The sequence below is a fragment of the Mesorhizobium sp. CO1-1-11 genome (genome assembly GCF_020164995.1).
In the GTDB taxonomy this organism is placed as follows: Bacteria; Pseudomonadota; Alphaproteobacteria; order Rhizobiales; family Rhizobiaceae; genus Mesorhizobium; species Mesorhizobium australicum.
On record NZ_JAIUHE010000001.1, the window covers coordinates 1 to 25,119 of the forward strand.

The 25,119-nt window shown below is 61.6% G+C and carries 23 protein-coding genes and 1 pseudogene; 9 read left to right on the forward strand and 15 right to left on the reverse strand.

Going from position 1 to position 25,119, the window contains the following annotated elements; translation table 11 throughout:
- The 3 genes from LB554_RS00005 to LB554_RS00015 form a co-directional block, all read left to right on the forward strand.
- On the forward strand, window positions 1-2,373 hold a 2,373-nt coding region (locus LB554_RS00005; RefSeq protein ID WP_224582562.1), incomplete at its 5' end, for a beta strand repeat-containing protein.
- A 63-nt stretch (window positions 2,374-2,436) separates the two neighbouring features.
- Window positions 2,437-4,131 (forward strand): type I secretion system permease/ATPase, encoded by a 1,695-nt coding sequence (locus LB554_RS00010; RefSeq protein WP_140617591.1) that lies wholly within the window; start codon window positions 2,437-2,439, stop codon window positions 4,129-4,131.
- A gap of 19 nt (window positions 4,132-4,150) precedes the next feature.
- The gene (locus LB554_RS00015) at window positions 4,151-5,488 is read left to right on the forward strand and encodes an HlyD family type I secretion periplasmic adaptor subunit (protein ID WP_224582564.1); all 1,338 of its coding nucleotides are present in this window, start codon (window positions 4,151-4,153) and stop codon (window positions 5,486-5,488) included.
- 147 nt (window positions 5,489-5,635) lie between these two features.
- Here LB554_RS00015 and LB554_RS00020 read toward each other — a convergent pair whose 3' ends face one another.
- The 7 genes and pseudogenes from LB554_RS00020 to LB554_RS00050 all read right to left on the reverse strand — a co-directional run bounded on the left by LB554_RS00020 (window position 5,636) and on the right by LB554_RS00050 (window position 10,547).
- A complete protein-coding gene (locus LB554_RS00020) occupies window positions 5,636-6,103 on the reverse strand; it encodes a metallophosphoesterase family protein (RefSeq protein ID WP_224582565.1) in 468 nt (155 codons plus the stop codon).
- 10 nt (window positions 6,104-6,113) lie between these two features.
- Window positions 6,114-7,022: an MBL fold metallo-hydrolase gene (locus tag LB554_RS00025; RefSeq protein ID WP_224582566.1), complete on the reverse strand. Its 909-nt coding sequence runs from the start codon at window positions 7,020-7,022 to the stop codon at window positions 6,114-6,116.
- 306 nt (window positions 7,023-7,328) lie between these two features.
- Window positions 7,329-7,961: a class I SAM-dependent methyltransferase gene (locus LB554_RS00030; protein WP_224582567.1), complete on the reverse strand. Its 633-nt coding sequence runs from the start codon at window positions 7,959-7,961 to the stop codon at window positions 7,329-7,331.
- Between the two features lie 104 nt (window positions 7,962-8,065).
- Window positions 8,066-8,254: pseudogene (locus LB554_RS00035) on the reverse strand (nuclear transport factor 2 family protein); the annotation flags it as partial.
- Window positions 8,255-8,379: 125 nt separating this feature from the next.
- Complete coding sequence (locus LB554_RS00040) at window positions 8,380-8,979, reverse strand: NADPH-dependent F420 reductase (protein ID WP_224523976.1); 600 nt, start codon at window positions 8,977-8,979, stop codon at window positions 8,380-8,382.
- A gap of 31 nt (window positions 8,980-9,010) precedes the next feature.
- Window positions 9,011-9,763: an SDR family NAD(P)-dependent oxidoreductase gene (locus LB554_RS00045; protein ID WP_224582568.1), complete on the reverse strand. Its 753-nt coding sequence runs from the start codon at window positions 9,761-9,763 to the stop codon at window positions 9,011-9,013.
- 49 nt (window positions 9,764-9,812) lie between these two features.
- A complete protein-coding gene (locus tag LB554_RS00050; RefSeq protein WP_140823524.1) occupies window positions 9,813-10,547 on the reverse strand; it encodes an SDR family NAD(P)-dependent oxidoreductase in 735 nt (244 codons plus the stop codon).
- Between the two features lie 228 nt (window positions 10,548-10,775).
- On the opposite strand from LB554_RS00050, the gene LB554_RS00055 reads away from it, so the two are divergent.
- Window positions 10,776-11,672, forward strand: a complete 897-nt coding sequence (locus LB554_RS00055; RefSeq protein ID WP_140790620.1) for a LysR family transcriptional regulator — start codon at window positions 10,776-10,778, stop codon at window positions 11,670-11,672.
- A gap of 63 nt (window positions 11,673-11,735) precedes the next feature.
- Here the strand turns inward: LB554_RS00055 and LB554_RS00060 are convergent, their stop codons facing one another.
- The 6 genes from LB554_RS00060 to LB554_RS00085 form a co-directional block, all read right to left on the reverse strand.
- A complete protein-coding gene (locus LB554_RS00060) occupies window positions 11,736-12,476 on the reverse strand; it encodes a ribonuclease activity regulator RraA (RefSeq protein ID WP_224582569.1) in 741 nt (246 codons plus the stop codon).
- 23 nt (window positions 12,477-12,499) lie between these two features.
- The gene (locus LB554_RS00065; RefSeq protein ID WP_224582570.1) at window positions 12,500-13,663 is read right to left on the reverse strand and encodes a mandelate racemase/muconate lactonizing enzyme family protein; all 1,164 of its coding nucleotides are present in this window, start codon (window positions 13,661-13,663) and stop codon (window positions 12,500-12,502) included.
- 33 nt (window positions 13,664-13,696) lie between these two features.
- Complete coding sequence (locus LB554_RS00070) at window positions 13,697-14,794, reverse strand: ABC transporter ATP-binding protein (RefSeq protein ID WP_224582572.1); 1,098 nt, start codon at window positions 14,792-14,794, stop codon at window positions 13,697-13,699.
- A 10-nt stretch (window positions 14,795-14,804) separates the two neighbouring features.
- Complete coding sequence (locus LB554_RS00075) at window positions 14,805-15,695, reverse strand: carbohydrate ABC transporter permease (RefSeq protein WP_015319199.1); 891 nt, start codon at window positions 15,693-15,695, stop codon at window positions 14,805-14,807.
- Entirely contained in the window at window positions 15,692-16,651 is a 960-nt protein-coding gene (locus LB554_RS00080) for a carbohydrate ABC transporter permease (RefSeq protein WP_015319198.1), read from the reverse strand. Before LB554_RS00080 ends, LB554_RS00075 begins: the two co-directional genes overlap by 4 nt.
- A gap of 73 nt (window positions 16,652-16,724) precedes the next feature.
- On the reverse strand, window positions 16,725-18,203 hold the full coding sequence (locus LB554_RS00085) for an ABC transporter substrate-binding protein (protein WP_224582574.1): 1,479 nt from the start codon (window positions 18,201-18,203) through the stop codon (window positions 16,725-16,727).
- Window positions 18,204-18,387: 184 nt separating this feature from the next.
- On the opposite strand from LB554_RS00085, the gene LB554_RS00090 reads away from it, so the two are divergent.
- From LB554_RS00090 to LB554_RS00110, 5 genes are all read left to right on the forward strand, one after another.
- Window positions 18,388-19,098: a GntR family transcriptional regulator gene (locus tag LB554_RS00090; protein ID WP_224582576.1), complete on the forward strand. Its 711-nt coding sequence runs from the start codon at window positions 18,388-18,390 to the stop codon at window positions 19,096-19,098.
- A gap of 56 nt (window positions 19,099-19,154) precedes the next feature.
- The gene (locus tag LB554_RS00095) at window positions 19,155-20,321 is read left to right on the forward strand and encodes a mandelate racemase/muconate lactonizing enzyme family protein (protein WP_015319195.1); all 1,167 of its coding nucleotides are present in this window, start codon (window positions 19,155-19,157) and stop codon (window positions 20,319-20,321) included.
- 55 nt (window positions 20,322-20,376) lie between these two features.
- Window positions 20,377-21,735, forward strand: a complete 1,359-nt coding sequence (locus LB554_RS00100; RefSeq protein WP_140665613.1) for a mandelate racemase/muconate lactonizing enzyme family protein — start codon at window positions 20,377-20,379, stop codon at window positions 21,733-21,735.
- A 102-nt stretch (window positions 21,736-21,837) separates the two neighbouring features.
- Window positions 21,838-22,164: an NIPSNAP family protein gene (locus tag LB554_RS00105; protein ID WP_015319193.1), complete on the forward strand. Its 327-nt coding sequence runs from the start codon at window positions 21,838-21,840 to the stop codon at window positions 22,162-22,164.
- 9 nt (window positions 22,165-22,173) lie between these two features.
- On the forward strand, window positions 22,174-23,373 hold the full coding sequence (locus LB554_RS00110) for a mandelate racemase/muconate lactonizing enzyme family protein (RefSeq protein WP_224582578.1): 1,200 nt from the start codon (window positions 22,174-22,176) through the stop codon (window positions 23,371-23,373).
- A 111-nt stretch (window positions 23,374-23,484) separates the two neighbouring features.
- Here LB554_RS00110 and LB554_RS00115 read toward each other — a convergent pair whose 3' ends face one another.
- The gene (locus LB554_RS00115; protein ID WP_140665619.1) at window positions 23,485-24,078 is read right to left on the reverse strand and encodes a DJ-1/PfpI family protein; all 594 of its coding nucleotides are present in this window, start codon (window positions 24,076-24,078) and stop codon (window positions 23,485-23,487) included.
- A gap of 67 nt (window positions 24,079-24,145) precedes the next feature.
- Window positions 24,146-25,096 carry a substrate-binding domain-containing protein gene (locus tag LB554_RS00120; protein ID WP_224582580.1) on the reverse strand — a complete coding sequence of 317 codons (951 nt, stop codon included), beginning with the start codon at window positions 25,094-25,096 and terminating at the stop codon, window positions 24,146-24,148.
- Window positions 25,097-25,119 lie beyond the last annotated feature (23 nt).

Sequence of the window (25,119 nt, forward strand, 5' to 3'; positions counted from 1 at the left end):
GACACCCACAACCTCGGCTGGACCTTCAATTCCGGCACGCAGGCCTTCGACTACCTTGCCGTCGGCCAGTCGCTGACGCTTACCTACACGGTCCAGAGCACCGACAACAATGCAGCCTCGGACACCCAGACCGTGACGGTGACCGTGAATGGCACCAACGATGCGCCGGATATTCATCTTGTGGGAACGGGGACGCCGGACACTGCATCGGCGACCCTGACGGAAACCAACGCCGGCCTCTCGACCACGGGCACGCTGACGGTGACCGATGCCGATCTCTCCGACACGGTGAGTTCTTCGGTCACGACTGTCGTGGCATCTGGAACGACGGCCGGCCTTACGTCGAACGCTGCCCAGTTGCTTGCCATGCTGGCTGTTTCGCCAACATCGGGCCTTGCCGCCAATCCGACAGACACCCACAACCTCGGCTGGACCTTCAATTCCGGCACGCAGGCCTTCGACTACCTTGCCGTCGGCCAGTCGCTGACGCTCACCTACACGGTCCAGAGCACCGACAACAATGCAGCCTCGGACACCCAGACCGTGACGGTGACCGTGAACGGCACCAACGACGTCAGCCCGACTCTGATTTCCTCGGTGGTGGATGGCAAACAGGGGAGCAACGCCGAGCCAAGCACCGTAACCATTACGTTCAGCACGGCAGTGAACACAAATTTCGCCAATCTGACGGACGTGATGCATGTCTCCGGCCTGCCGAATGTAAGTGTGATCAGCGGGTCGGGAAGCTTCAATGCAACCCACACCCAATACACCTTCCAGGTCGACAAAGGCGCGGGAAGCAGCAACGGATCCTCCTACACTCTTACGATCGACAGTGGAGCATTCTTGGATGCAGGTGGGCAAACCAATGCCGCGAAAATTACAACCGGTCTCAAGCCCGCCGGCACCTCCGGCGAGCCAATCAACCTTGCCCTCACCGACCCATCACATGAGGGCGCGCTCATCACCGTCACGGTGAAGGATGTGCCTTCGGGCTGGACCATCGACGGCGCGATCCACAACGCCGACGGAAGCTGGACGATCCAGACCAACGACCTGCACGGGCTGACCGTTACCACGCCGGCCAGTTTCACCGGGGCAGCCGTGCTCGATGTCGAGATGACCTGGATCAATGCCGACGGCACCACGGGCACCGCATCGATCGCCGATAATGTCGAGGCCTACGCACCGGGTTCGCCGATCTTTGCCTGGTCCGGCGACGACGTGCTGACCGGCTCGCACGGCAACGATCTCTTCGTCTTCTCGCAACCGATTGGCGCCGACACGGTGCACAATTTCGATGCGGCCGCCGACCAGATCGATCTCATCGGCTATAACGGATTGGCGGACTTCGCGGACCTCCAGACGCATATCGCCGATGATGCCAACGGCAATGCGGTGATCGCGCTCGGCGACGGACAGTCGATCACGCTGGACGGCGTGCATTCGGGCGCACTCACAGCCAGCAATTTCGTGTTCGACCAGACGCCGGTGGTCAACAATTCAGGCACCATGACGATCGGCGACGGCGCGTTGCTGCCGCTCAGCGGCATTATCAACAACAGCGGCCTCATCTCGCTCGACTCGACCGGCGGCGATACGCTGCTGCAGGTCATCCAGCACGGCGTGACCTTGCAGGGGGGCGGGCAGATCCTGCTGTCCGACAGCGCCGCCAACATGATTTCCGGCACAGGGCCGGACGTCACTCTGGTCAACGTCGACAACACGATCTCGGGCGCCGGCCAGCTGGGCGGCGGCATGCTCAGCCTCGATAACCAGGGCACCATTATCGCCACCGGCTCGCACGCGCTGGTCATCGATACCGGTGGCAGCGTCGTCACCAACTCCGGAACGCTCGAGGCAACGGGTTCGGGCGGCTTGACGGTCGCCGGCGGCCTGGCGAATTCAGGCATGCTCTGGGCCAATGGCGGCGACATCGTGATCCACGGCCAGGTTACCGGCGACGGCGATGCCACCATCGGCAATTTGTCGAAGCTGGAATTCGGCGGCGCCTCGTCGACGGACGTCACCTTCGGACACGACGCTGCCGGCACGCTGCAACTCGACGATTCCTTCGACTACAGCGGACGGATCGGGGGCATCACCAATGATGACAGGCTGGACCTCGGCGATATCCTGTTCGGTGCGGGAACGACGGCCGTCTATCAGGCAAACCAGGATGGCAGCGGCGGAACGCTGACCGTTTCGGACGGCACCCACGGCGCCGCGCTGCATCTGGTCGGCAATTATGATGCGAACGCCTTCAAGCTTGCCGATGACGGCCAGGGTCATACCGTCGTTTCGTACAATCCGGCGGAATTCACGCTGACCGGCATCGGCAATGGAGCGATTTCAAGCGACTTCGTGGTGTGAGCGAAAAGGGCCGCCGGCTACGGCGGCTCCCTGACCTGACGAGTATCGAGTGGGGTTCTGGAAGTGGATAGCAAGTCTCGAATTGTGAAGGATGCGCTTCGGGCATGCCGCCGCTATTTCCTGCTTGCGGCGGCGTTCAGCCTGGCGATCAACCTGCTCTACCTCGCTTCCCCCCTCTACATGCTGCAGATCTACGACCGGGTTGTCACCAGCGGCAGCGAAACCACGCTGGTGATGCTGACCCTGGTGTTGCTGGCAGCCTTCCTTTCGCTGGCGGGTCTCGACCTGGTCCGCGCCTGGATCCTGACGCGTGCCAGCGCCCGGCTCGACCGTCTGCTTTCGGCAAAGATCCTCGCCGCGTCCGTCGAGGCCCCATCGCCCGGTTCCTCGCCGAGCCAGCCGATCCGCGACTTCGATACGTTCAGGCAGGTCATCACCGGCAGCGGCATCCACGCTTTGTTCGATCTGCCATGGTCGCCCATCTACATCGGCATCATCTTCCTGCTGCATCCGTGGCTCGGCTTCTTCGCACTGGGCTGCTCGCTGCTCCTGATCGGCATGGCCGTGCTCAACGAGTATCTCGTGCGCTCGCCGCTGAAGCAGGCCAACGAGCTGGCGACGAACAACTATAACTTCACCGAGATGAGCCTCAGGAACTCCGAAGTCGTTCGCGCCATGGGGATGATCGACGGTCTCATCCGCCGCTGGGGGCGCGACCGCAACCTCGCGCTGCGGCGCCAGGCGGAGGCAAGCGACCGTGCCGCCTTGATGTCGGGCCTCATCCGGTTCCTGCGGCTCACCATGCAATCGCTGATCCTCGGCCTCGGCGCCTATCTGGTCATCGAACGGCAGATTACCGGCGGCACCATGTTCGCGGCGAGCCTCCTGCTGGGCAGGGGGTTGCAGCCTGTCGAGCAGATCGTCGGCCTCTGGCGCAGCCTGATCCTGGCGCGGGCAGCGTTGGCAAGGGTCGAGAGGCTGGTCGACGGGGGCGCGCGCAACGAAAGAGCGTTCAACCTGCCGAAGCCCAGCGGCATGATTTCCGTCGAGCAGGTAAGCTTTGCAATTCAAAGCCAGCAGAAAGTGCTTCTGCGCGACGTGTCGTTTCGGTTGGAAGCAGGCGAGGCGCTCGGAATCGTTGGCCCCTCCGGTGCCGGCAAGTCGACCCTGGCGCGCCACCTTGCCGGCGTCATGCAACCCAGTCGCGGCACAGTCAGGCTGGACGGCGCCGACCTGTCGCAATGGGGGCACGACGCATTAGGTGATCACATCGGCTACCTGCCGCAAGATATCGAACTCTTCTCCGATACCGTCGCCGCCAACATTGGGCGCTTCAAGACCAATGTCGACCAGGAGGTGATCGAGGCCGCGCGGCTCGCCGGCGTACACGAGATGATCATCCGCCTGCCGCAAGGCTATGAGACGCAGATCGGAGAGGGCGGCGCCGTGCTGTCGGGAGGATATCGGCAACGGATTGCTCTTGCCCGGGCGGTGTTTGGAACGCCGAAACTGATCATTCTCGACGAGCCGAGTTCCAATCTCGACGCCGATGGCGATCGCGCGCTGAGCGACTGCGCGATCGAGCTCAAGCGCCGCGGCAGCACTGTTATCATCGTCTCGCACCGGCCCTCGACCTTGGCGAATGTCGACAAGATCCTGCTGTTGCGCGATGGCGCCGTCGAGGCGTTCGGCATGAGAAACGAGATCGTGGCGCTGCTCAACCAGCGCGCGGCTCCAATGGCGGTGGCGACCCAATGAGCTGTGGTCGGAGAGATCGATGAGCGACAGTGCCCTCACTTACCATAGCCTGCCTCGCGAGTCGGGCATCCTGGCTCCGGATTCTATCCGGGTGCCGGCATATATCGGCCTGCTGATCATAATGGCCTTTTTCGGCATTTTCGGCGGCTGGGCAGCCTTTGCCCCTCTGAACGGTGCCGTGCTCGCCGATGCCATCGTCAAGGTGGAAGGCAATCGCAAGAGCGTCCAGCACTTCGACGGCGGTACGGTGAAGGAGATCCGCGTTAAGGATGGCGACGTCGTCAGGAAGGGCGACATAATGCTGAAGCTGGACGACACCAGGATTCGGTCCGAGTTCAATCTCTATGCCCAGCAATATGCACTGTTGCGCGCCACCGATGCCAGGATCCGCGCCGAATTGGACGGCAGCCAGGCGGTTGCCTTTCCCAAGGACATACTCAAGGAGCACCAGGACTACCTCAAGGACGCAATGGCAAACCAGATCGCCGACCTGGAAAGCCAACGCGCCTCGATGGCCGGCGCAAGGCAGATCCTCGAACGGCGCATTGCCGAGCTCGAGGAGCAGATACGGGGCAAGCAGTCTCGGGTCGAATCCTACCGGGCCCAGCTCAAATCGACGATCGGCGAGAAGGCCAGCCTGTCGAAGCTGCTCAAGGCCGGTTTGACGACCCGCCCACGCGTCCTGGAACTGGAAAGGTCGGCCTCGGATTTGCAGGGCTTGATCGACGATAATCTCGGCGCCATCGGCGGCACCCTACAGAGCAAAGCCGAACTCGAGAGCCAGATCGCACAATTGACGAATGAGCGCCGGACCAAGTTGTCGGCCATGCTGATCGATACCCAATCGAACCTGTCCGATCTAATACCCAAGATGTTCGCCGCCCAAGCCGCCATGGACCGGGCCGAAGTGCGTGCGCCCTATGATGGCCAAGTGATGGATCTCAGCGTTTTCTCGATCGGTGCGATCGTGGCGCCGGGCCAGACCATCCTTGACATCGTGCCGACCGAGAATTCACTGATCGTCCAGGCACAGGTTCGCGTCGAGGATATATCGAACCTGCGTCCCGACATGGCCGCCGAAGTTCGTTTCACATCATACAAGCAGCGTTCGATACCCATAATTCATGGACGCGTCGCCCGCATTTCGGCGGATCGCATTACCGACACCAAGACCGGCTTTCCCTATTATCTCGCGGACGTAGCGGTCGATCCGGTGGAATTGGCCGCAGCCCCACAGATCGCGCTTTATCCGGGCATGCCGGCGTCAGTCATGATCGTTACCGAGCAACGCACGGCGCTCGACTACATTCTAGGCCCGCTGGTTGTGTCGTTCCACTCAGCGTTTCGCCAGAAATGACGGATCAGTCCATCACCGCACGCGGCAAGAACTCCCGTTAACAAATCGCGAAGAATACGTGTCTCCGCGTTGCGGCGCGCCTGCCATCTTGTGAAAAATCGAGGAGACAGTCGGATATAAGTGCGGCGTAGTGCGCGCTGAATTGGCTCAGCCGCTTGCCAAGCTCAATATCGAAGGCCCTATGCTGTCTCGAGTGATGTCGACCGTCGCAAGGGTGACAGGCAGCTTAAACCGTCGCGGGCCAGCACTGCCCGGATTCAAATAAAGCACGCCATCCACTGTCTCCATCCCCGGCACATGCGAGTGACCGGACACGATCAAGTCGATGCCCTGGGCAACCGGGTCGATCTGCAGCGTCTTGAGATCATGAAGCACGTAGATTGCTCGCCCGGCAAGGCGTACGAGCTCGGTTTCCGCGTATGGCAGCGCCCAGCCACCGGTGTCTACGTTTCCTCTGATCGCGGTAACCGGCGCGATACAGCGAAGCGCCGTAATGATATCAGGGCGACCGATGTCTCCTCCATGAATGATGTGGTCGACCCCGGCCAGGCAACGCGCCGCCTCTGGCCTCAGCAAGCCGTGCGTGTCTGAGATGACGCCAATTCTGAATGTCATGGCCCTGCCACTAAACGGTGAGGGTGGTGAAATCCGTTGCGATAAGGCTGTTCGCAAACGCCTGAACGGCTTCCGCGAGAATTTCTTCGTCGCAATAGCGGCCGGAGATGTGCGTAAGAACGAGCTGCTTTACATCGCTGGTCGCTGCCAGCGATGCTGCCTCCGCGGCTGTCAGATGTCCGTAGTCGCGCGCCATCGCTGCATCTCGTTGCAGGAATGTGGCTTCGATGACAAGCAGGTCCGCGCCGCTCACCTTGTCGGCCAATCCATCAGTGGTTTCGGTGTCGCCTACAATGACCAGCTTCTTGCCAGCCTCGGGTGGTCCGAGGACTGCTTCGGGAGCAATCGCTCGGCCGTCGGGAAGAGAAATTGAGCGGCCTTCGGCCAAATCTTTCCGGATCGGACCGTCTGGCACACCGAGAGCTACCAAGCGGTCCGAACGGAGGTGACGACGCGCCGGCGTCTCGAAGACGAAGCCATAGCTGTCGGTGTCGCGATGGCGAACTTGAAAGCAATCGACGGTGAACTCATCCACCTCGAACACGCGTCCGGGGGCAAGCGGCACGAGTTGCAGCGGGATCGGCGCGCGTCCCTTACCCCAAAGGCCAGCGAGCATGCGGGCGACGACGTCAAGAGTGTCTGCGCTGCCATGAATGGTCACATGGTTGTTGCTCTGCCGGAGCCGAAGCGTCGAGAACAAGCCTGGAATCCCGAGCACGTGGTCGAAGTGCGCGTGCGTGAGGAGCAGGCGATCAAGTCGCCTGAATCCGGCGCCGCTGCGCAGAAGCTGACGCTGGGTGCCTTCCCCGCAATCGACCAGCACCCGTTGACTGCCGGCTTCAACGAGCAGCGCCGGGTGATTGCGCCCGGCCGAGGGCACGCTGGCCGAGGTCCCGAGGAAGATAAGCCTGAAGGTCATGCGAGCAGTCTACCTCGCGGGCAACGAGACCTCAAAGCGGGCGAAGGAGCGGTCCTAGATAGACTTCGCGTAACCGGCTTGGAGCGACAAAAGAGTGAGCGTGAGCGCATTCGGCATCGCGTGTCGCGTATCGCGCCAGATTATAGGCAGTGAGATAGCTCACAATCTTCTCCGATCCCTCTTCAAGAGGGCTGCGTTACACCAGCACCTTTGCTCAAGAGAACGGACAGCCAAGGCCCTCGTGTGGAAAGGGCAACGCTTTCACGCTTGCGGGAGCTGAGCCACTGTGGGGCGGATGACTCACTGTCAGGGCCTCAGGAACCGAAAGGCGAAGCGATCGGTCTTGCCCTTGATCGAAGGATCGAACACCTTGCTCGAGTGCGGATCGTCCTTGTTCGCCAGCATGGTGCTTTCCGCGTCCAGGACGAAACCGGCCGCCTCCACCTCCTCGCGAACGGATGCAGGCTCGATCCGATGTAGCGACTGTGCCTCGCTCGTGCCGGCCCCAACGGCGGCGGCGTGGTCCACGATAACGTAGGAGCCACCGGGCTTCAGCCGCTCGTAGACGGCTTGATTGAAGTCGGCCGCCGTCGCGCCCCCGGCTTGAATCAGAGCGGTGTGGAGATCGTGATAGAACAGATGCAGCCATATAACATCCGCTGGCTGCGTGACCTCCGGCATCGCCACAAGGTCCGCCGAGACGGCTTCGACGTTCTCTCGGCCCGGCTCCTTCGCGAGCGTCCGCATGCGGCCGACCGGATCGTCCTTGAAGTGGGCCACTTCGGCCGGCACGAAGCTGTAGACACGTCCTTGGGGTCCCACGATGTCTGAGAAGACGCGGGTCCAGTCGCCGTTGCCCGGGTAGACGTCGATGACGGTGAAGCCCGCATCTGCGCGTGCGAACCGGATCAACTCGGATAGCTTGGATTGGTTGTACATCGAGATCTCCTTTCGATTGAGCATTCGACGAGCGCCAGCGTGCGAGGGGGCGATCCACGGCTGATCCGCCGTCTACCCCATTCGATGGCCGCAGACGGCAAGCGCTACGCCGATCCGGACGCGTCCATCTGCGAGGCGCGTGCCAGTGCTTGTGTGTCGACGTATTCCCGGATGTTGGTCAATCTGCCGTCCCGGACCGTGATGGCGAAGATCCAGTCGTCCTCGAACGTCTTGTTCGTGGCTTTGATTCTTCCCCTCCCGGAGCCGACGACCAAAACCCGGCCGATCGCGGCGAAGAAGTCCCTCACGGTCTGGATGGTCTTCTCGACAGTCATGGGAATTTCCTATTTCGCACGGACCGGATCACGCTCGGTCCGATCCGTGCATCGTGACCCTGCCGGTGGGCACGTCGTGTTCATCAGTCGAACTTGACCAGGTCCTTAAAGATCAGATGACCCCAGCTATTTCCGCGCGCCTGGACCAGCCGCCCACCTTCCGAAAGCCCGCCAAGTTTGATCGGCGAGAAGCCGAGATTTTCCGCGAGCGTACCAATCTCCGCTGCGGCAGCGTCATCGTCGCTCGCCAGGAACACGACTCTCTTGCCACCATGCACTGCTGGATCTTGGTCAAGGGTGGCAGCGCCCAAATGGTTGAAACCCTTGACCAGTCGTCCACCGGGAAAAGCCTGCGCGATGAACTTGGAAGAAGGTTGTCCTCCCAGATCCTCAGGAGGCACGCCGTAGGCATTGGTCACATCGACGATGGTCTTCCCCTTCCAGGTGGACAGCGCCTTCGCGACATCGGGATGCGACTCGAAGCGGACTGCCAAAAAGATGATGTCCGCCCTGAGCGCGTCCGCCAGCTTTTTGGGGATGATCGTAGGCCCGATCGCGGCCGCGTCCGCGGCAAAGCTTTCCGGGTCGCGCGTGGTTGCGACGGATACCTCGATGCCCTTGCGAGCAAATGCCTTGGCGAGGGCTCGGCCGATATTGCCGAAGCCGATAATTGCGTAGCTCATGATGTTTCTCCGATCTTGTGTGATGCCGAGGTCAGACCTGGGCCATGCCTCCATCGACGGCGAAATCTACGCCGGTGATGTAAGAGCTTTCGTCAGAAGCAAGGAACGTGACGGCAGCCGCGATTTCCTCTGGCTTGCCCCTGCGACCCATTGGGATCTGTGAAGCAAACTGGGCGGCCGCTTGCTCGGCTTGCTCGGGGGTAAGACCCGTCGTTGTCGCCAATGCCGGGGTCTCGATTGGTCCGGGACTCATTGAATTCACGCGAATTTTGCGATCTTTCAGCTCCAGTGTCCAAGCGCGCGCGAAGTTTCGCACCGCCGCTTTACTCGCTGCGTAGGCGCTGAACCCTGGCAGCCCCAACACGTTGGAGACCGAAGAGGTCAGGATGATCGAACCGCCGTCACTGAATAGTGGAAGCGCCTTCTGTACCGTGAAAAACAACCCCTTCACATTCACATCGAAGGTTTGGTCAAAATGGGCCTCAGTCGCTGCCGCGAGCGGTGCGATTGTCCCCGCGCCTGCGTTCGCGAAGAGAATGTCGATGTGGCCGTGTTTCTCTTTCACGACGGCATAGACCCGGTCCAGATCCTCCAAGCGCGACACGTCGCCTGCGACCGTCGTAACGTTTCTCTCGATGAAGGCCGCGGCCTCCTTCAGCTCTTCCTCTCGTCGCCCGGTGATCACGACGTGCGCGCCTTCTTCAACGAAGCGCTTGGCTGTCGCCAACCCGATCCCGCTGCTTCCGCCGGTGATGACAGCGATCTTACCTTGTAGCTTTTCCATGATCTTCTATCCTTCGTTGTGCGGGGCCAGGTGCGGGAACGCGCCGGCGTCAGAGTTGCGCCAGGCCGCCATCGACGGCGACCTCGCTGGCAGTCATGAAGCTGCTGTCCGACGACGCGAGAAAGGCAGCCACCGCCCCAATTTCCGCCGGATCGGCCATGCGCTGGAGCGGAGTCATCGAGGCGAAGACCTTCTGTCCTTCCTCGCCCAGCGCTTCCTTCGCGAGTTCGGTCGCCGTCGCCCCGGGCGACAGCACGTTTACGCGGATGCCGGTCCCCTTCAGGTCCTCCGCCCAGGTCCGCGCGAGGTTGCGCACTGCCGCCTTGCTCGCGCTGTAGGCAGTGAACCCCGGGGCGCCCGTGGTGCCGGCGCTCGATCCGGTCACGATGATCGAACCGCCCGGGCCCATCAGCGGCAGCGCCTTTTGGACCGTGAAGATCGTACCCTTCACATTGGTGTCGAAGGCTTCGTCAATGTGCTCGGCGGTGATCTGGCCGAGCGGAAGCGGGCCTCCAGCCCCGGCATTGGCGAAGACGATGTCGAGGCTTCCGCGTTCGGCCTTCACCGCTGCGTAGAGCCGGTCGAGGTCGGCCTCATCCGAGACCGAGCCTTTCACCGCGCGGGCATTGGGCCCGAGGTCCGCCACAGCGGCGTCGAGCGCTTGCTGCCGGCGGCCGAAGATGAAGACGAAGGCGCCTTCCTCGATGAAGCGCTTTGCAGCGGCGCGGCCGATGCCGGTAGCGCCGCCGGTGATCACGGCGGTCTTTCCATTCAGTCTGTTCATGTCGTGCGTCCTTCGTTTCGCCATCTCGGGTCTTTGGCTGTACGGTGGGTCAACCCGAGAGCCTGAACATGGGATCGCCGAAGTCGGGCGGTGAGTGCGGAATCGTGCACATCGGTGGTGCGAAAACGATCCAGTCAGACGATTGAACGCCGCAACAGTCGCGCACATTACAGCTCGGCTTGCTAGAATGGGCTTCGGAAGGCGCAGCTGGCGGCGCGGGAATGCACCATGATTGACTGGGATGACGTTCGCTACTTTCTTGCCGCCGCGCGCGGCGGCTCGGTGCGGGCTGCCGCCGAGCGCCTCGGCGTGTATCACTCGACCGTGCTGCGACGCATCGCTCAACTCGAGGAACGCCTCGGGACGCGGATGTTCGAAAAGCTGCCTTCGGGCTACCGCCTGACGGCTGCGGGCGAGGAGGTCCTCGAGCTCGCGAACCAGATGGAAGCGTCGTCGCACCAGCTGGAGACGCGCGTCTTCGGTCGCGACCAGAGCGCGCGCGGGCTTTTGCGGGTGACAGTTCCACCGTTCCTCGCCACACACCTGCTCATGCCGGATCTCGCCGACTTCGCGCGTATGCATCCGGACATCGAGATGGAAATCTTGACCACTGGCGAGGTGGCGAATCTGACTAACCGAGAGGCCGACGTCGCGATCCGCATTGTCGCCGACCGCAAGACCCTGCCGCTCAATCTTCACGGCCTGAAGGGACCGGAGGTGTTCAGCGGCGTCTACATGTCTCGCGATCGACTACCCGCGTTGCGTGCGGGCACGCCTGATCCCCTCCGGTGGATCGCAATAGACAATCATGGAATTCCGGACTGGGCGCGCGAGGGAGAAGTTCACATCACGGGAGCTCCGTTCAGGACTCCGGATGCCGAGACGCAGATCATCGCGGCGCAGCAAGGGATCGGGATGACGAAACTGCCGTGCTTTGTCGGAGATGCCGACCCCCTGCTCGTGAGGGTGCCGGGCACCAACCCGCCCATGCATGGGACACTCTGGATTCTCACGCAGGGGGAGACACGCAAGACGAAGCGCGTTCGGCTTTTCACGGAGTTCGTATCCCGCAGGCTCGCCGCGTACGCTCCGCTTATCGCGGGACTGTCCGTAACGCGTGACTAACGCCCGTCTGGGACTTGGCGGTCGCCTGCCCTTCATGAGACATTTCGGGATCTCGATCGTCCATCAAAATTTTGGGTTGGTTGCCCGCCAAGCCTCGTACTCTTCGGTCGCACTTGGGTGCAGCGGATAATAGCGTTGCAACGACCCGCCCTCCATGAGCTTCATGCGTGAGAACTCCTCCCAGTCGTGATGTTTCTGGGATTCTTCGATCACCTTCGCGGCCATCGCAACGGGTAGCACCACCACCCCGTCATCGTCGGCGACGATGATGTCGCCGGGGATCACGGTGACACCGCCGCAGGCAATCGGAACGTTGACGGCATTGGGATAAATGCTGGTTTGCACATGGTAGTTGGGCGTCCAGCCGCGCAGCCATAGGGCCAGATCGAGCTTTTCGACATTGGGCCGGTCGCGCATGCAGCCGTCGATGACGATGCCCGCGCCGCCTCTGCCCTTGAAATACGTCGACATCATATCGCCGAAGACGCCCGAACTCATGTCGCCGCGCGCATCGACCACGACCACATCCCCTTCCTGTGCGTGGTACAGCACATGCCGGTGCAGCTGTGTTTCCGGATCGGCATATTCTCCCTCGTTGAAAAGATCGGGCCGCTGCGGCAGGAACTGCAGCGTCAGCGCCGGCCCGACGATCGATCTCCCGTGGTTCTGCGCCGCCGGGCCGACCATATGCGGATTGCGGAAGCCCATATGGCCAAGCGTGCCGGCAACCGTCGCGGCGCCGATCTCCTTTAGCGCGTCGATCAGATCCTTCGGCGGCCGCGTGATGTCGGAAGTATGCGTCATTGTGGACTCCGATTGAAAGGGAACTACCAGTTCGTGACAGAACCATCGCGGCGCTTGAGGTGGGGCGCTTCCCAGAAACGGAAGCTCTGCGCCTGGACGGCCTCTTCGTTGACCTCGACGCCGAGCCCCGGCAGATCGCCCACCGGGTAGCCGGGGCCGTCGAGCCGTGGTTGCACCGGGAAAAATTCGGAATTGTCGAAGCCGAGCCTTGCTTCGGGGGCCCTGGTTTCGAGCCACGCGAAGTTGGGGACCGCGGCGGCCAGATGCACGGTCGCGGCCGTGCACACTGGACCAAGCGGATTGTGCGGCATCAGGTCCACATAGTGTGCCTCGCTCCAGCCGGCGATTTTCATTGCCTCGGTGAACCCGCCGGCATTGCAGATATCGAGCCGGTTGAACTGGTGGATGCCGCGCTCGATATAGGGCAGGAACTGCCACTTGCTGGCAAATTCCTCGCCAATGGCGAAGGGGATGTCGGTCATCGTGCGCAGGGATTCGTACGCTTCTGGCGTCTCGTCGCGTATCGGCTCCTCGAGAAAATCGAGCACGCCGCGGTCGAGCTTGTTGCAGAAGCTCGCCGCCTCCGCCACCGACAGCCGATGATGATAGTCGATGCCGAGGACGACATCGTTACCCAGCGCCCGGCGCGCCTTGTTCAGCATGGTCGCGGTAGCGCCGATCGACTCGCGTGGCTCGAAAACATCCCTGCTGTTTTGCCCGACGGGAAAGAAGCGGATCGCCTGCCAGCCTTGTGCGCGCAGTTCGCGGGCCCGCTCGATGGCAACATCGCCCTCGGCTTCGTCTCCGGTCGAGGCGAAGGTGGGGATCCGGTCGCGCTGCTTGCCGCCCAGCAGCTCGTAGACCGGCACCCCCAGCGCCTTGCCCTTGATATCGTGGAGGGCGATATCGATGGCCGAAATAGCCGCCTGCAGAACCCGCCCGCCTTCGAAATACTGGCTGCGATAAACCTCCTGCCAGACCCGCCCGATCTGCATGGGATCGCGGCCGATGAGAAACTCGCGATAGTGCTCGATCGCGCCGGCCACGGCCTTCTCGCGGCCGCTCAGGCCGCTCTCGCCCCAGCCGAAGATGCCCTGGTCGGTCTCGACCTTGACCAGCATCTGATTGCGCGTTCCCACCCATGCCGGATAGGGTTTGATCGCCGTGATCTTAAGTTTCGTAGTCATTCACGCCCATGTCCCACACGCATCCGCCCTGTCTCAGTTGGCCTCGAGAGCCATCTCGGTCTCACCGTCGAACAGATGCATCCGCTCCTGGTCGAACTCGAGCCAGATCCGCTCGTCGGGCGCGACGGCAATGTTGGGCGGCACGCTGACGTTGACGATGGCACCGGACAGGAACGCCTGCACGAAGGTGACGTCTCCGGTTGGTTCCACCGTGTAGACCTTGGCCGGGATGCCGCCTTGCACGGCGCTCTTGTGCAGCTTGATCGTCGAGTGGCGTGCGCCGAGCACGATTTTCCTGGTCGTTGCCCCCGTGACCTTCTGGACGTTGCGCGGCGAGAGCCCGAGGCTCCAGCCCTCCGCGCTGGTCAGCACGGTGTTGCCGTTCGCCGTCGATGTCTCCAGCGGAATGAGGCTCATTGCCGGGCTGCCGATGAAGCTGGCGACGAACATGTTCACCGGATGGGCAAAGACCTGCGCCGGTGAATCGTATTGCTGCAGGAAGCCGCCGTTCATCACCGCCATCTTGTCGGCCATGGTGACGGCTTCGAGCTGGTCGTGCGTCACATAGATGATCGTCGCCTTGAGGTCCTGGTGGAAGCGCTTGATCTCCGACCGCATCTGTACGCGCAGTTTCGCGTCGAGGTTGGAGAGCGGCTCGTCCATGAGAAACACCGCGGGATCGCGCACGAGAGCACGGCCCAGCGCCACACGCTGCTGCTGCCCGCCCGAAAGTTCGCGCGGCTTGCGCTCGAGCAGGTGCGTCATGTCGAGCACGCGCGCCGCTTCCTTGACCTTCTTGTCGATCTCGTCACTGGGCAGTTTGCGCATCTGTAGCGGGAACGCGAGGTTCATGTAGACCGACTTTTGCGGATAGAGCGCGTAGTTCTGGAACACCATTGCGATGTCCCGGTCCTTGGGGTCGAGACCGTTGACCACCTGGTCGCCAATGAGGATGTCGCCCGATGTGATCGGGGTCAGCCCGGCAACGAGATTGAGCGTGGTCGTCTTTCCGCAGCCTGAAGGGCCGACAAGCGCAACGAACTCGCCGTCGTTGACCGTCAGTGAAACGTCGTTGACGGCCTTGAAGCCGCCATAGGTCTTGACGAGATCTTTGAGGACCACGTGGGCCATCGGCAACTCCCTAATGCTTGACCGCGCCTTCTGTCAGGGCGCGTACGAAGTATCGCTGCAGGACGAGGAACAGCACCACGACAGGCACGCTCATCATGAAGCTCGCCGCCATCAGTCCCGGAAAGTCCGTCGTGTTTTCCGAGAAGAAGCGCTGGATGCCGACCGGCAGGGTCAACTGTTCATTTTTGGAGAGGAACGTGTAGGCGTAGATGTACTCGTTCCACGCGCCGATGAAGGAATAGATCGCGGTGGCGATGATCCCCGGCGTCGAGAGCGGCATCACGATCATGATGAAGGCCTGGAACCGTGTTGCCCCATCGATACGCGCCGCCTGCTCGAGCTGCACCGGGATGTTGTCGTAAAAACCCTTGAGCAGCCAGATCGCCAGGGGCAGGCCGAAGGTGAGATAGGTCAGGATCAGCGAGCCATGCGTGTTCACCAGCCCGATCGCACGCATCAGGATAAAGAGCGGCACGAGAAAGATCACCGCTGGGAACATGTTGCGCAGCAGCACGGCGAAGAACAGGAAGTTCCGGCCGGGGAAGGTGAAGCGCGAAAACGCGTAGGCCGCGGGGACGGCAACGATCACCGAAAGGATTGTCGTGACGGTCGACACGAACAGGCTGTTCCAGAAGAAGCGCAGGAAGTCCTGGCCGACGCTGTTCTGCGGATCGAGCAGCTTCTTGTAGCTGGCAAGCGTAGGCTCGTTTGGCCACCATTGCGGCGGGAATTGCGTCGCCGCGAAGCCGGACTTGATCGAGGTGATCAGCATCCAGATCATCGGCACCGCGGTGTAAATCAGCATGAACAAGAGGAAGATGCGCCCGGCCCAGCGCCATCCGTCGACGCGCATGCGGCGATGGGGCCGGCCTCGGGAGGCTGTCTCTGCAAGCGTGCTCATGTGCTCCCCTCTTTCCGCTCATTGCCGCTCAGCGCCCGGACGTAGAAATAGCCCAGCGTCATCAGGATGAGGAACAGGAGCACCGAATAAGCCGATGCCACGCCCCAGCGCTGGCGGCCGAAGGCGAGCTCATAGATGTGGGTTATCCAGATATGCGATGCGTTCGACGGCCCGCCTGCGGTCATGATCCAGGGGATGATGAAGGAATTGAAGTTGGCCACCGCGAGCAGCAGGATCGTCACCACCGAGACGTTGCGCAAGTGCGGGAAAGTGACGTGCCAGAAGCGCTGCCATGCATTGGCCCCGTCGACCTTGGCGGCCCGCAACAATTGCTCGGGGACTGTCTGCAGGCCGGCCATCATCATGATCATGGCAAACGGAAACTCGCGCCAGATATTGACGACGATCAGGGAGGGCAGCACCGTGCTGACGTTGTCGATGAAATTGGGTGGCCGGTCAGTCAATCCGAGGCCGACCAGCACCGCGCCGATGATGCCGAAATCCGAATGGTAGATCCACTTCCAGATATAGGAGGCGGCAACGGCGCTGATCACCCAGGGAATGATCAGGATGGCGCGCAGGACGCCGCGGCCGACAAAGTCTCGGTGCAGCGCCAGCGCCGTGGCAAATCCCAGGACAAAGGAGATGAAAGTGGATCCGAATGTCCAGATCAGGGTGTTCCAGGTTACTTTCCAGAACACATCGCTGGTGAGGATGGTGGTGTAATTGTCGAAGCCGATGAAGGTCTTGTCGCGGAGCTGCAGACCGGGCGGCGTCTTATAGAACGACAGCTCGATCGTGTAGTAGATCGGATAGGCGATGACGACGAGCATCACGGCGATCGCCGGGAGCACGTATGCGTAGTCGGCGCGATGGGCCCAGATGTTCCGCAATGCGCCTGACCCGCCGGGTTGCGATTTTCGGCGAGCCTCGGCCTTGCCGGTCACGATCGTCACTGTGGCGTGCCCTTGTTTTTCGGAAAGAACCGGCTGCGCTCTTGGCGCAGCCGGTTCGCAGGTCAGGTTGGGACTAGAGCCCGCCCATCAGGTCTTTCACCTTCTTGGCCGCATCGTCCGCTGCCTGATCGACGGTCATCGCGCCGGTCAGCGCATTCTGCAGCATGTCCGGGACGATGATGTTCATGATCTCGGGGGATTCCGGCAGCGCCGGGAAGGGGATGCCATAGGGCAGCATCGAAGTCGTGACATCGAGGAACTTGATATGGTCCAGACGTTCCTTCATCCATTTGGTCTTGAAGCCGTTAAGATTGCCCGGGTTCGAGCCGGCATAGGCCATCTTCAGCGACCATTCGGGGCTCGCCCACATGCAGATCATCGCCTTCGCGGCCGGCTCGTCCACCTTGCCACCCTCTACATATTCGGGCTTCAGGATGTGAATGTTCGAGCCGCCGAACACGACGGCGCGCTTGCCGTCAGGACCGGTCGGGATCAGGCCGTAGCGCATATTGTCGATGACGGTCTGCGCCTTGTCCTTGTCGGTCCCGGTCGCCTTGGCCTGCAGGTCGAGCATGACGTTGTAGTCGGACGGGTGGGAAACCATCATGCCCAACTGGCCGGCGACGAACAGAGGCTGGTTGTCGGCCTGCTGGTTGGTGAGCGCCGAGACCGGAACCGACTTGTCGCGGACATACATGTCGTATGAGGCTTGCAGCGCCGCCTTGCTCTGCGGGCTGTCGAGTTCCACCTCCTTGTAAGTCGGGTTCGCGGTGGCTTCGTCGAAGACGCCGCCGCCATAGGCCCACAGCTGTGGCATGAAGCGATAGGGCGTATTGCCGGCATTCTTGCGAGCCACGAGGCCGTAACCGGCAATGCCGAGCTTGTCGTGGATCTGCTTGGAATATTTGACGACGTCGTCCCAGGTTGCGGGAGCCTTGTCCGGATCGAGACCCGCACGCTTGAAGATGTCGGCATTCCAGATGAACGCCATCGTCTCGTTGTTCGTTGGAACGCCGTATGTGACCCCATCCCAGGTCACGGCCTTCATGGCGCCGGGCCAGAAATCCTCGGTCGAATAGCCCACATCCTCCGGCTTGAGCGGCTGTAGATAGCCTTTCGAGGCGAATTCGGTACCGCCCAGGATTTGCAGGCGCACCGCCATCGGCGCGGCATTGCCCAGGAGCGCGGTGCGGAACTTGTCGAGAAGGTCGTTATAGGTGAGGGCCTGTTCCTCGAGCTTGATGTTCGGATAGGTCTTGCGGAAAGTCTCGAAGAAATCCTTGTAGTACTGGCGCAGCAGGTCGGGATCGCCCTCGAACACGCCCTGATACCAGAAAGCCAGTCGCCCCTTGTAATCCAGCGGCGTGACCTTGGCGCAATCGCCGGCCGTGTCGAAATCCTGTGTTCCCGCGATGGAGCGCACATATTCGGGCGACCATTTGCTGAGGTCGACCGGTGGCGCACCCAACGCCGATGTGGACATAAGTGATGCCGTCAAAATACCGACGACAGTGCCGCGCAGGACCGCACTGCCGAGCATGATCCTCGTCATAGGTATCCTCCCTGGTTCTCCGCCCTGCGATCGCGAGGATGGTTATTGCAGTACGGTGTATCCTCTCGACCACTTGGTACGTTTTCAGAACATGGATTGCCTGTCAACGCACCGGATCGTACATTGTTTATGGGAACCGTGCGTGATATCGGACAGACTGTGTATTAATTTGGGGAGCCGGCCCTTGGCCGAAACAGACGATTTCAAAGCAAAGCCACCCCCGGGGATCGACGACACCGGAGCCTCCAGCGAGGGTGCCTCGCTTTACGAACTGATCAGGGAAGACATCATCGAGGGACGGCTCTCCGCCAACGAACGGCTTGTTGTGACCGATCTCGCCCGCCGCCACGGCACGTCGACCAATCCCGTGCGCGAGGCCCTGCAACTGTTGCGGGGCGAGGGGTTCGTCATCTTTTCTCCCAACCGCGGGGCGCGTGTAAGGCCCATCGATCAGGATTTCGTCCGCGATATCTACGAGATCGGAGTTCTGATCGAGCCAGCCCTGACGCGATGGTTTGTAGGTATGGCCACCGGCGAGGACATCGCCGAACTCGAACGCATCCAAGGCCTGATCGAAGAGAACAATTTCGCCGACACGTTCAGGCACAGTGAACTGGATACCGCATTTCACACGGTGATGTACCAGCGACACTATAACCGCCATGCCGCCGAGCTCTGGTGGAAGCATCGCGAAGTGCTGCGAGCGGTGAGCCGGCGTTTCAATTTCACGCTCGCGCGGCGTGCCGCGATCATTCGTGAGCATCGCGAACTCATTGCGCTCATCAAGACCGGGGAGGCCGACAAGGCAGCCGAACTCATCTCCCGCCACGTCGAGGGTTCCGGCCGGCATGTTCTCGAACAGATGCGTGCACGCAACGCCGCTCGGGCCGGATAGGACGAGGGGTCAGGTCTGGAACAGCGTGGTTGACCACTAGTGAAAAGGCAGTTGAAATGAAAATCACGAGCGTTCGGCCGTGGCTGATCAAGTCTGGTGCTTCCTATTGGGGGGAATTCCTGTTCGTCGAGGTAACGACAGACGAGGGAGTGAGCGGCTGGGGAGAGATCACCACCACCACGAAGCTCGCCAACCGCGCCCTCTGCACGATCCTTCGACAGATCGGAGCCGCCGTGACAGGCGAAGATCCGGCGCGTATCGAATGCCTCTGGCACAAGATCTTCCGCGGCTTCACCTATATGGGTAGCCGTGGCGCCGCGGTCGAATGCGTGAGCGCGATCGACATAGCCCTCTGGGACATCAGGGGCAAAGTCCTCGGCAAGCCGATCTACGAGCTGTTGGGCGGGCCGGTCCGCGATGAGATCGCGCTCTACACCCACCCCAACCAGGCCAAATTCACCAGCAAGGACGCTGTGGTGCGCGAAATCCTGGACATCGTCGAGTCCGGACATACTGCTCTCAAGTTCGACCCCTTCCCCCACCAGGGTCGCGATGCCGACGGTGTGTCGCGCGAACAGCGGGACGGCTATCTCGACGGCGGCATGACCCGCAAGGACGAGCGCGAGGCTGCCGAACTCACGGCTCTGATCCGAGAAACGGCAGGCCCCGACATCGACATCCTCATCGATGCGCACGGCCGCTTCGATGTTCCGACCGCCATTCGCCTCTGTCGCAGCCTCGAGGAAGCCGGCCAGATCGACTGGTTCGAGGAGCCATGCCCGCCCGAGAGCCTTAACGCCCTCAAGCAGGTTCGCGAGAAGGTCAGTGCCGCTATCTCTTGGGGCGAGCGTGGCCACACAAAGTGGGATTTCGTGCCGGTTCTTGAGAACAAGCTCGCCGACTACATCATGCCTGACGTCACCTGGACCGGCGGAATTACCGAACTCAAGAAGATTTCCGCCCTGTGCGAAGCCTACTACATCCCAGTCTCGCCGCATGACGCCGCGGGACCGATCAACGTGGTTGCGGGAGCGCAGGTGATGATGACCGTTCCGAACTTCTACAAGCTCGAAACGTCGGAGTGGAATTTGGGCAAGTACGATCATCTTATCGACAAGCCGCTCGATGTTTCGAACGGTAGCCTCAAGCTCTCGTTGAGGCCGGGTCTCGGCATCGAGATGAACCGCGATTACCTGCAAGCCCATGAGATCGAACTGGGCTAGCAACGCAATCGGCAGCATGCGGGCGACAACCCGCAAATCAGAACGAGGATAAGTCATGCCAAGGACCGATGGAGCCGACGAGGCCCTCAACCGGGTCAACACCGACTCGAAGCCGTCCGAGCTTCGCATCACCGACATGCGGGTGGCCGAGATCGTCGGTGCGCCGTTCACCTCGGCGCTGCTCAAGATCTATACCAACCAAGGCATCGTCGGGCTTGGCGAGGTGCGCGACGGCGCCAGCGCCACCTACGCGCTGATGCTGAAGAGCCGGCTGCTTGGCGAGAACCCCTGCGACATCGATCGCCTGTTTCGCCGCATCAAGCAATTCGGCGGGCACGGTCGGCAGGGCGGCGGCGTCTCGGCGGTCGAGATCGCGCTCTGGGATCTCGCCGGCAAGGCCTATGGCGTTCCCATCTACCAGATGCTCGGCGGCAAGTTCCGCGATCAGGTGCGCGTCTATTGCGATACCGATGCCGAGAAACCGAGCGGCACCGAAACCGGAAAGCGCCTCAAGCAGCGCATGGACCGTGGTTTCACCTTCCTCAAGATGGACCTGGGCTTGATGCAGATCGCCCATGTCCCGGGCGCCGTATCCGCGCCCGCCGGCGCGCTCGAAGGGTTTCATGCCAATCCGCGCGGCCGTGGCGGCACGCTTGAGGAGCGCAAGGCCCGCAATCTCGCCTACGACGCGCAGAACGTGCAGCACCCGTTCACCGGCCTGCATTTCACCGAGAAGGGGATCGACCTGCTCGAGCAGTACATCCACGAGGTTCGCGAGGTGATCGGATACGAGATCCCGCTCGCCATCGACCATGTCGGCCATATCTCGCTGCAGGACGGCATTCGCCTGTCGCGTCGCATCGAGAAATACGCCCCGGCCTGGCTGGAGGATGTGATCCCCTGGCAACACACCGAGCAGTACCGGCAATTGCAGGGGGCCACCACGGTGCCGATGTGCACCGGCGAAGACATCTACCTCAAGGAAGGCTTCGAGCCGCTGCTCAAGAGCGGCGGCCTCTCCGTCATCCACCCGGACCTGCTCACCAGTGGGGGTATTCTCGAGACCAAGAAGATCGGCGACATGGCGCAGGATCACGGTGTCGCCATGGCCATCCATATGGCCGAAAGCCCGATCGCCGCGATGGCCGCCGCGCATGTCGCGACCGCTACCGAAAATTTCATGGCGCTCGAATACCACTCCGCCGATGTCGACTGGTGGGACGATATCGTCACAGGCCTTCCCAAGCCGCTCGTCAAGGACGGCTTCATCACCGTGCCCGACAAGCCGGGGCTGGGCATAGATGATGTGGTCGACGAGGTGATCAGCCAGCACCTGCAGCCCGGTGTCGCCGGGATATGGCAATCCACCGAGCATTGGGACAATGAATATAGCTGGGACCGGACCTGGAGTTAGCCCAGACTCCTGCCCTCACTCTCCTTGGCTCACAGGGCCGACGACTGACCATTCGTGTCGACCTCTCCCAAGGGAGAGGCGAAGAAAGAAACGGACGAAACCATGATCTACGAACTGCGCATCTATGACTGCCTGCCGGGCAGGCTGCCGGCGTTGCTCAAGCGCTTTTCCGAGCAGACGCTGGCCATCTGGGAGAGGCATGGCATCCGCCAGGCCGGGTTTTTCACCACGGTGATCGGCGAAAACAGCAATCGCCTCACCTATTTCCTAGCCTGGGAATCACTGGCCGAGCGTGAGGCGAAATGGACGGCTTTCGTCACCGATCCGGCATGGCACAGGGCCCGGGACGAGTCCGAGCGCGACGGGCAGATCGTTGCCAATATCAGCAGCCAGCTGCTCACGCCGACAGCTTTCTCGTCCGTGAGATAGGACTGCGGCATGAAAATCACCAATCTCCGCTGTGCCGTCATCGGGCGGCACCCCATCGTTCGCGTCGTGACCGACGAGGGCCTCTATGGACTGGGAGAAGTCGAGTTCACCAAGACCTACCTCAAGCCCTTTGTGCTGCATTTCCGCGAGGCGCTGATCGGCGAGGATCCGACCGATGTCGAGCGGGTCATGTTGAAGATCCGCCAACGCGGTTCTTTCAAGCCCTACGGCGCGGCGGTCAGCGCTATCGAACATGCGCTTTGGGACATTGCCGGCAAGGCCGCGGGCGTGCCGGCCTATAAGCTGCTCGGCGGCAAGGTGCGCGACAAGGTACGCGTCTATAACGGCTCGATCCGCCAGAAGCGCACAGGTGACCGGCCGGAGGACTATGCCGCAGACGTCAAATGGATGATGGAGCAGCCGCAGAACTTCTTCATGGTTAAGCAAGGCATCTCGTTCCATTCCAACATGAAGGACACCATCGAGGACTTCCATTACGGCGTGACGCAGAAGAAGGCCGGCTATCACGGCGCCATGGATCAGGGCGTGATCAGCGAACGCGGTTTCAACCACATGCTCGACTGCGTGATCGCGATGAAGGAAGTGCTGGGCGACAAGGTCAGCCTGGCACTCGACTGCGGCCCGGGCTGGATGCTGCCCGATGCGATCAAGTTTGCCCGCGCGGTCGAGAGGTACAATTTGATGTGGCTGGAGGACATGCTGACCGGCGACTATGTGCCGTGGGTCAATCCGCAGGCCTACCGGGAACTGACCACCTCCACCTCGACGCCGATCCATACCGGCGAGCAGATTTACCTCAGGCACAATTTCAAGGAGCTGATCGAGACACAGGCGGTGCGCGTCATCGGCCCCGATCCTGCCGACATCGGCGGCATTGCCGAGCTCAAATGGGTCGCCGAGCACGCCTATATGCACTCGATTCTGATGGCGCCGCATGGCACGGCGAATGGCCTGCTGGGCCTCGGCGCGCTGATCAACGTCTGCGCCACCTTGCCCGCCAATTACGTGGCGTTCGAATACCCCAGTGCCTCGGACCCCTGGTGGAACGACATCGTCATCGGCCTGCCCAAGCAGATCGTGAGGGACAGCATGGTGGATCTGCTGGAAGCACCGGGGCTAGGCCTCGATATCGACGCCGAAAGCGCCAGGAAGTATTTGCTGGCGGAGGATGCCGGATTCTTCGATTGACCGGCGACGGTGGCCCTCGATCTCACCGACCGAGGGCCCGCTTCAAAGACACGTGGATGCACATCCCATCACAACAGAAGCCGGCGCATTGTTGACGCGCGCCGACCTTGCTTAATTATGGCGGATCTCGGTCCCGAGCACCTTCAGGCATTCGCGGATGAAGGCAGCGAGGGCTGTCCATCCCTTGGCCGACACCATGGTTCCGTCGACATACGCCTCCGTCGGCGAGAGGTCGATGTAGGTGCCGCCGGCCAGCGTCACTTCCGGTTCGCAAGCGGCGAGCGCGCCGACCTTCTTGCCGCGCACGACACCGTCCACGGCAATCAGAATCTGGACCCCATGGCAGATCGTGAAGATCGGCTTCTGGCTATCGTGGAAGTGGCGCACCATGGCTTGCACCCGTTTGTCGGTGCGGATGTATTCCGGGCCGCGGCCGCCGGCGCAATATACGGCATGGTATTGATCGAGCTGCTTTTCCGCTTCGGCAAACGTTTTGTTGATCACCTGAAAATGGCCGAGCTTTTCGGTGTAGGTCTGGTCGCCCTCGAAGTCGTGCAGGGAGGTCTTGATGAGGTCTCCTGCCTTCTTGTCCGGGCAGACCACGTGGACCGTGTGACCGACGGCTTCCATTGCTTGCTGGTAGACGAAGATCTCGTATTCCTCGGTGAACTCGCCGGTGAGCATCAATATTTTCTTGCCTGACATGATCATGTCCTCTGTCGTGTGAAAGGGGCGGGGCGAGTCATGCTGCGCCCCGCATTGATTGCGTTCTTCAGAACGGAGAGTCGGGGAAGAAGTATTCCTTGGCGTTGTCCTTGGTGATCAGCGGCGCGTCCAGCTTGACGGCGCCGCGAACCGGGGCCTGGCCAACCAAATTGGCCATGGTCATGTATATGGCCGTCTTGATCATGGACGGCGGGTAGGGAGTCTCGACGGGGGTCATGCTGTCGCCGTCGATGACCTTCTTGACGATGTCCTTCATGCCGTTGCCGCCAAGCGCCAGCTTGATATCGGTGCGGCCCGACTGCTTGACCGCCTCGAGCACCCCCAGCAGCATGTCGTCGTCGTTCGCCCACACCGCGTCGATATGCGGATATTTGGCGAGGTAGTCCTGCATCAGCTTGAAGGCTTCGTCGCTGTTCCAATGAGCGTACTGAATGTCGAGAACCTTGAGGCCGGTCCCGGCGATGGCGTCCTGGAAGCCCTTGATGCGCTCATCGTCGATCACCGTTGGGATGCCGCGCAGGACAACCAGGTCGCCCCTGCCGCCAAGCTTGTCGATCATGTATTTCGCGGTGTTGCGCCCGACGGCGATGTTGTCGCCGGCGACGTAGAGGCCCTGGATGGTCGGGTCGGTCAGGCCACGGTCGACGACCGTGATGAAGGTGCCCTTCTCCTTGATGGCCTTGACCGGCTCAGTCAATTCTTCCGAGGAGTAAGGCAGGATCACCAGCGCATCGATCTTGCGTGAGGCGGAGAGATCCTCGATCGCCGACACCTGATCGGCCGCCGACGGCGACGTCTTTACGATGACCTCGACGCCGGGGAAAGCCGCGTTGATTTCCTTGGCGGCCGTCTGCGCGTGATAGACGACGCCGGCGGTCCAGCCGTGGTCGGCGGCCGGTATCGAAACGGCGATGACTTTCTTGTCCTCGGCCATGGCATGGCCCGTGAGCAGCAGCGTGCCGAGCGCGGCCGCAGCCATCCATTTTTTACTGAACATTTTCTTCTCCCAGATTGGACCTG

Excerpts from the sequence above, each read along its gene's own strand:
- LB554_RS00015 (WP_224582564.1), top strand. The coding sequence starts at position 4,151 with ATGAGCGACAGTGCCCTCACTTACCATAGCCTGCCTCGCGAGTCGGGC.
- LB554_RS00020 (WP_224582565.1), bottom strand. The coding sequence starts at position 6,103 with ATGACATTCAGAATTGGCGTCATCTCAGACACGCACGGCTTGCTGAGG.
- LB554_RS00025 (WP_224582566.1), bottom strand. The coding sequence starts at position 7,022 with ATGACCTTCAGGCTTATCTTCCTCGGGACCTCGGCCAGCGTGCCCTCG.
- LB554_RS00030 (WP_224582567.1), bottom strand. The coding sequence starts at position 7,961 with ATGTACAACCAATCCAAGCTATCCGAGTTGATCCGGTTCGCACGCGCA.
- LB554_RS00040 (WP_224523976.1), bottom strand. The coding sequence starts at position 8,979 with ATGAGCTACGCAATTATCGGCTTCGGCAATATCGGCCGAGCCCTCGCC.
- LB554_RS00045 (WP_224582568.1), bottom strand. The coding sequence starts at position 9,763 with ATGGAAAAGCTACAAGGTAAGATCGCTGTCATCACCGGCGGAAGCAGC.
- LB554_RS00050 (WP_140823524.1), bottom strand. The coding sequence starts at position 10,547 with ATGAACAGACTGAATGGAAAGACCGCCGTGATCACCGGCGGCGCTACC.
- LB554_RS00055 (WP_140790620.1), top strand. The coding sequence starts at position 10,776 with ATGATTGACTGGGATGACGTTCGCTACTTTCTTGCCGCCGCGCGCGGC.
- LB554_RS00060 (WP_224582569.1), bottom strand. The coding sequence starts at position 12,476 with ATGACGCATACTTCCGACATCACGCGGCCGCCGAAGGATCTGATCGAC.
- LB554_RS00065 (WP_224582570.1), bottom strand. The coding sequence starts at position 13,663 with ATGACTACGAAACTTAAGATCACGGCGATCAAACCCTATCCGGCATGG.
- LB554_RS00070 (WP_224582572.1), bottom strand. The coding sequence starts at position 14,794 with ATGGCCCACGTGGTCCTCAAAGATCTCGTCAAGACCTATGGCGGCTTC.
- LB554_RS00075 (WP_015319199.1), bottom strand. The coding sequence starts at position 15,695 with ATGAGCACGCTTGCAGAGACAGCCTCCCGAGGCCGGCCCCATCGCCGC.
- LB554_RS00085 (WP_224582574.1), bottom strand. The coding sequence starts at position 18,203 with ATGACGAGGATCATGCTCGGCAGTGCGGTCCTGCGCGGCACTGTCGTC.
- LB554_RS00095 (WP_015319195.1), top strand. The coding sequence starts at position 19,155 with ATGAAAATCACGAGCGTTCGGCCGTGGCTGATCAAGTCTGGTGCTTCC.
- LB554_RS00100 (WP_140665613.1), top strand. The coding sequence starts at position 20,377 with ATGCCAAGGACCGATGGAGCCGACGAGGCCCTCAACCGGGTCAACACC.
- LB554_RS00105 (WP_015319193.1), top strand. The coding sequence starts at position 21,838 with ATGATCTACGAACTGCGCATCTATGACTGCCTGCCGGGCAGGCTGCCG.
- LB554_RS00110 (WP_224582578.1), top strand. The coding sequence starts at position 22,174 with ATGAAAATCACCAATCTCCGCTGTGCCGTCATCGGGCGGCACCCCATC.
- LB554_RS00115 (WP_140665619.1), bottom strand. The coding sequence starts at position 24,078 with ATGTCAGGCAAGAAAATATTGATGCTCACCGGCGAGTTCACCGAGGAA.
- LB554_RS00120 (WP_224582580.1), bottom strand. The coding sequence starts at position 25,096 with ATGTTCAGTAAAAAATGGATGGCTGCGGCCGCGCTCGGCACGCTGCTG.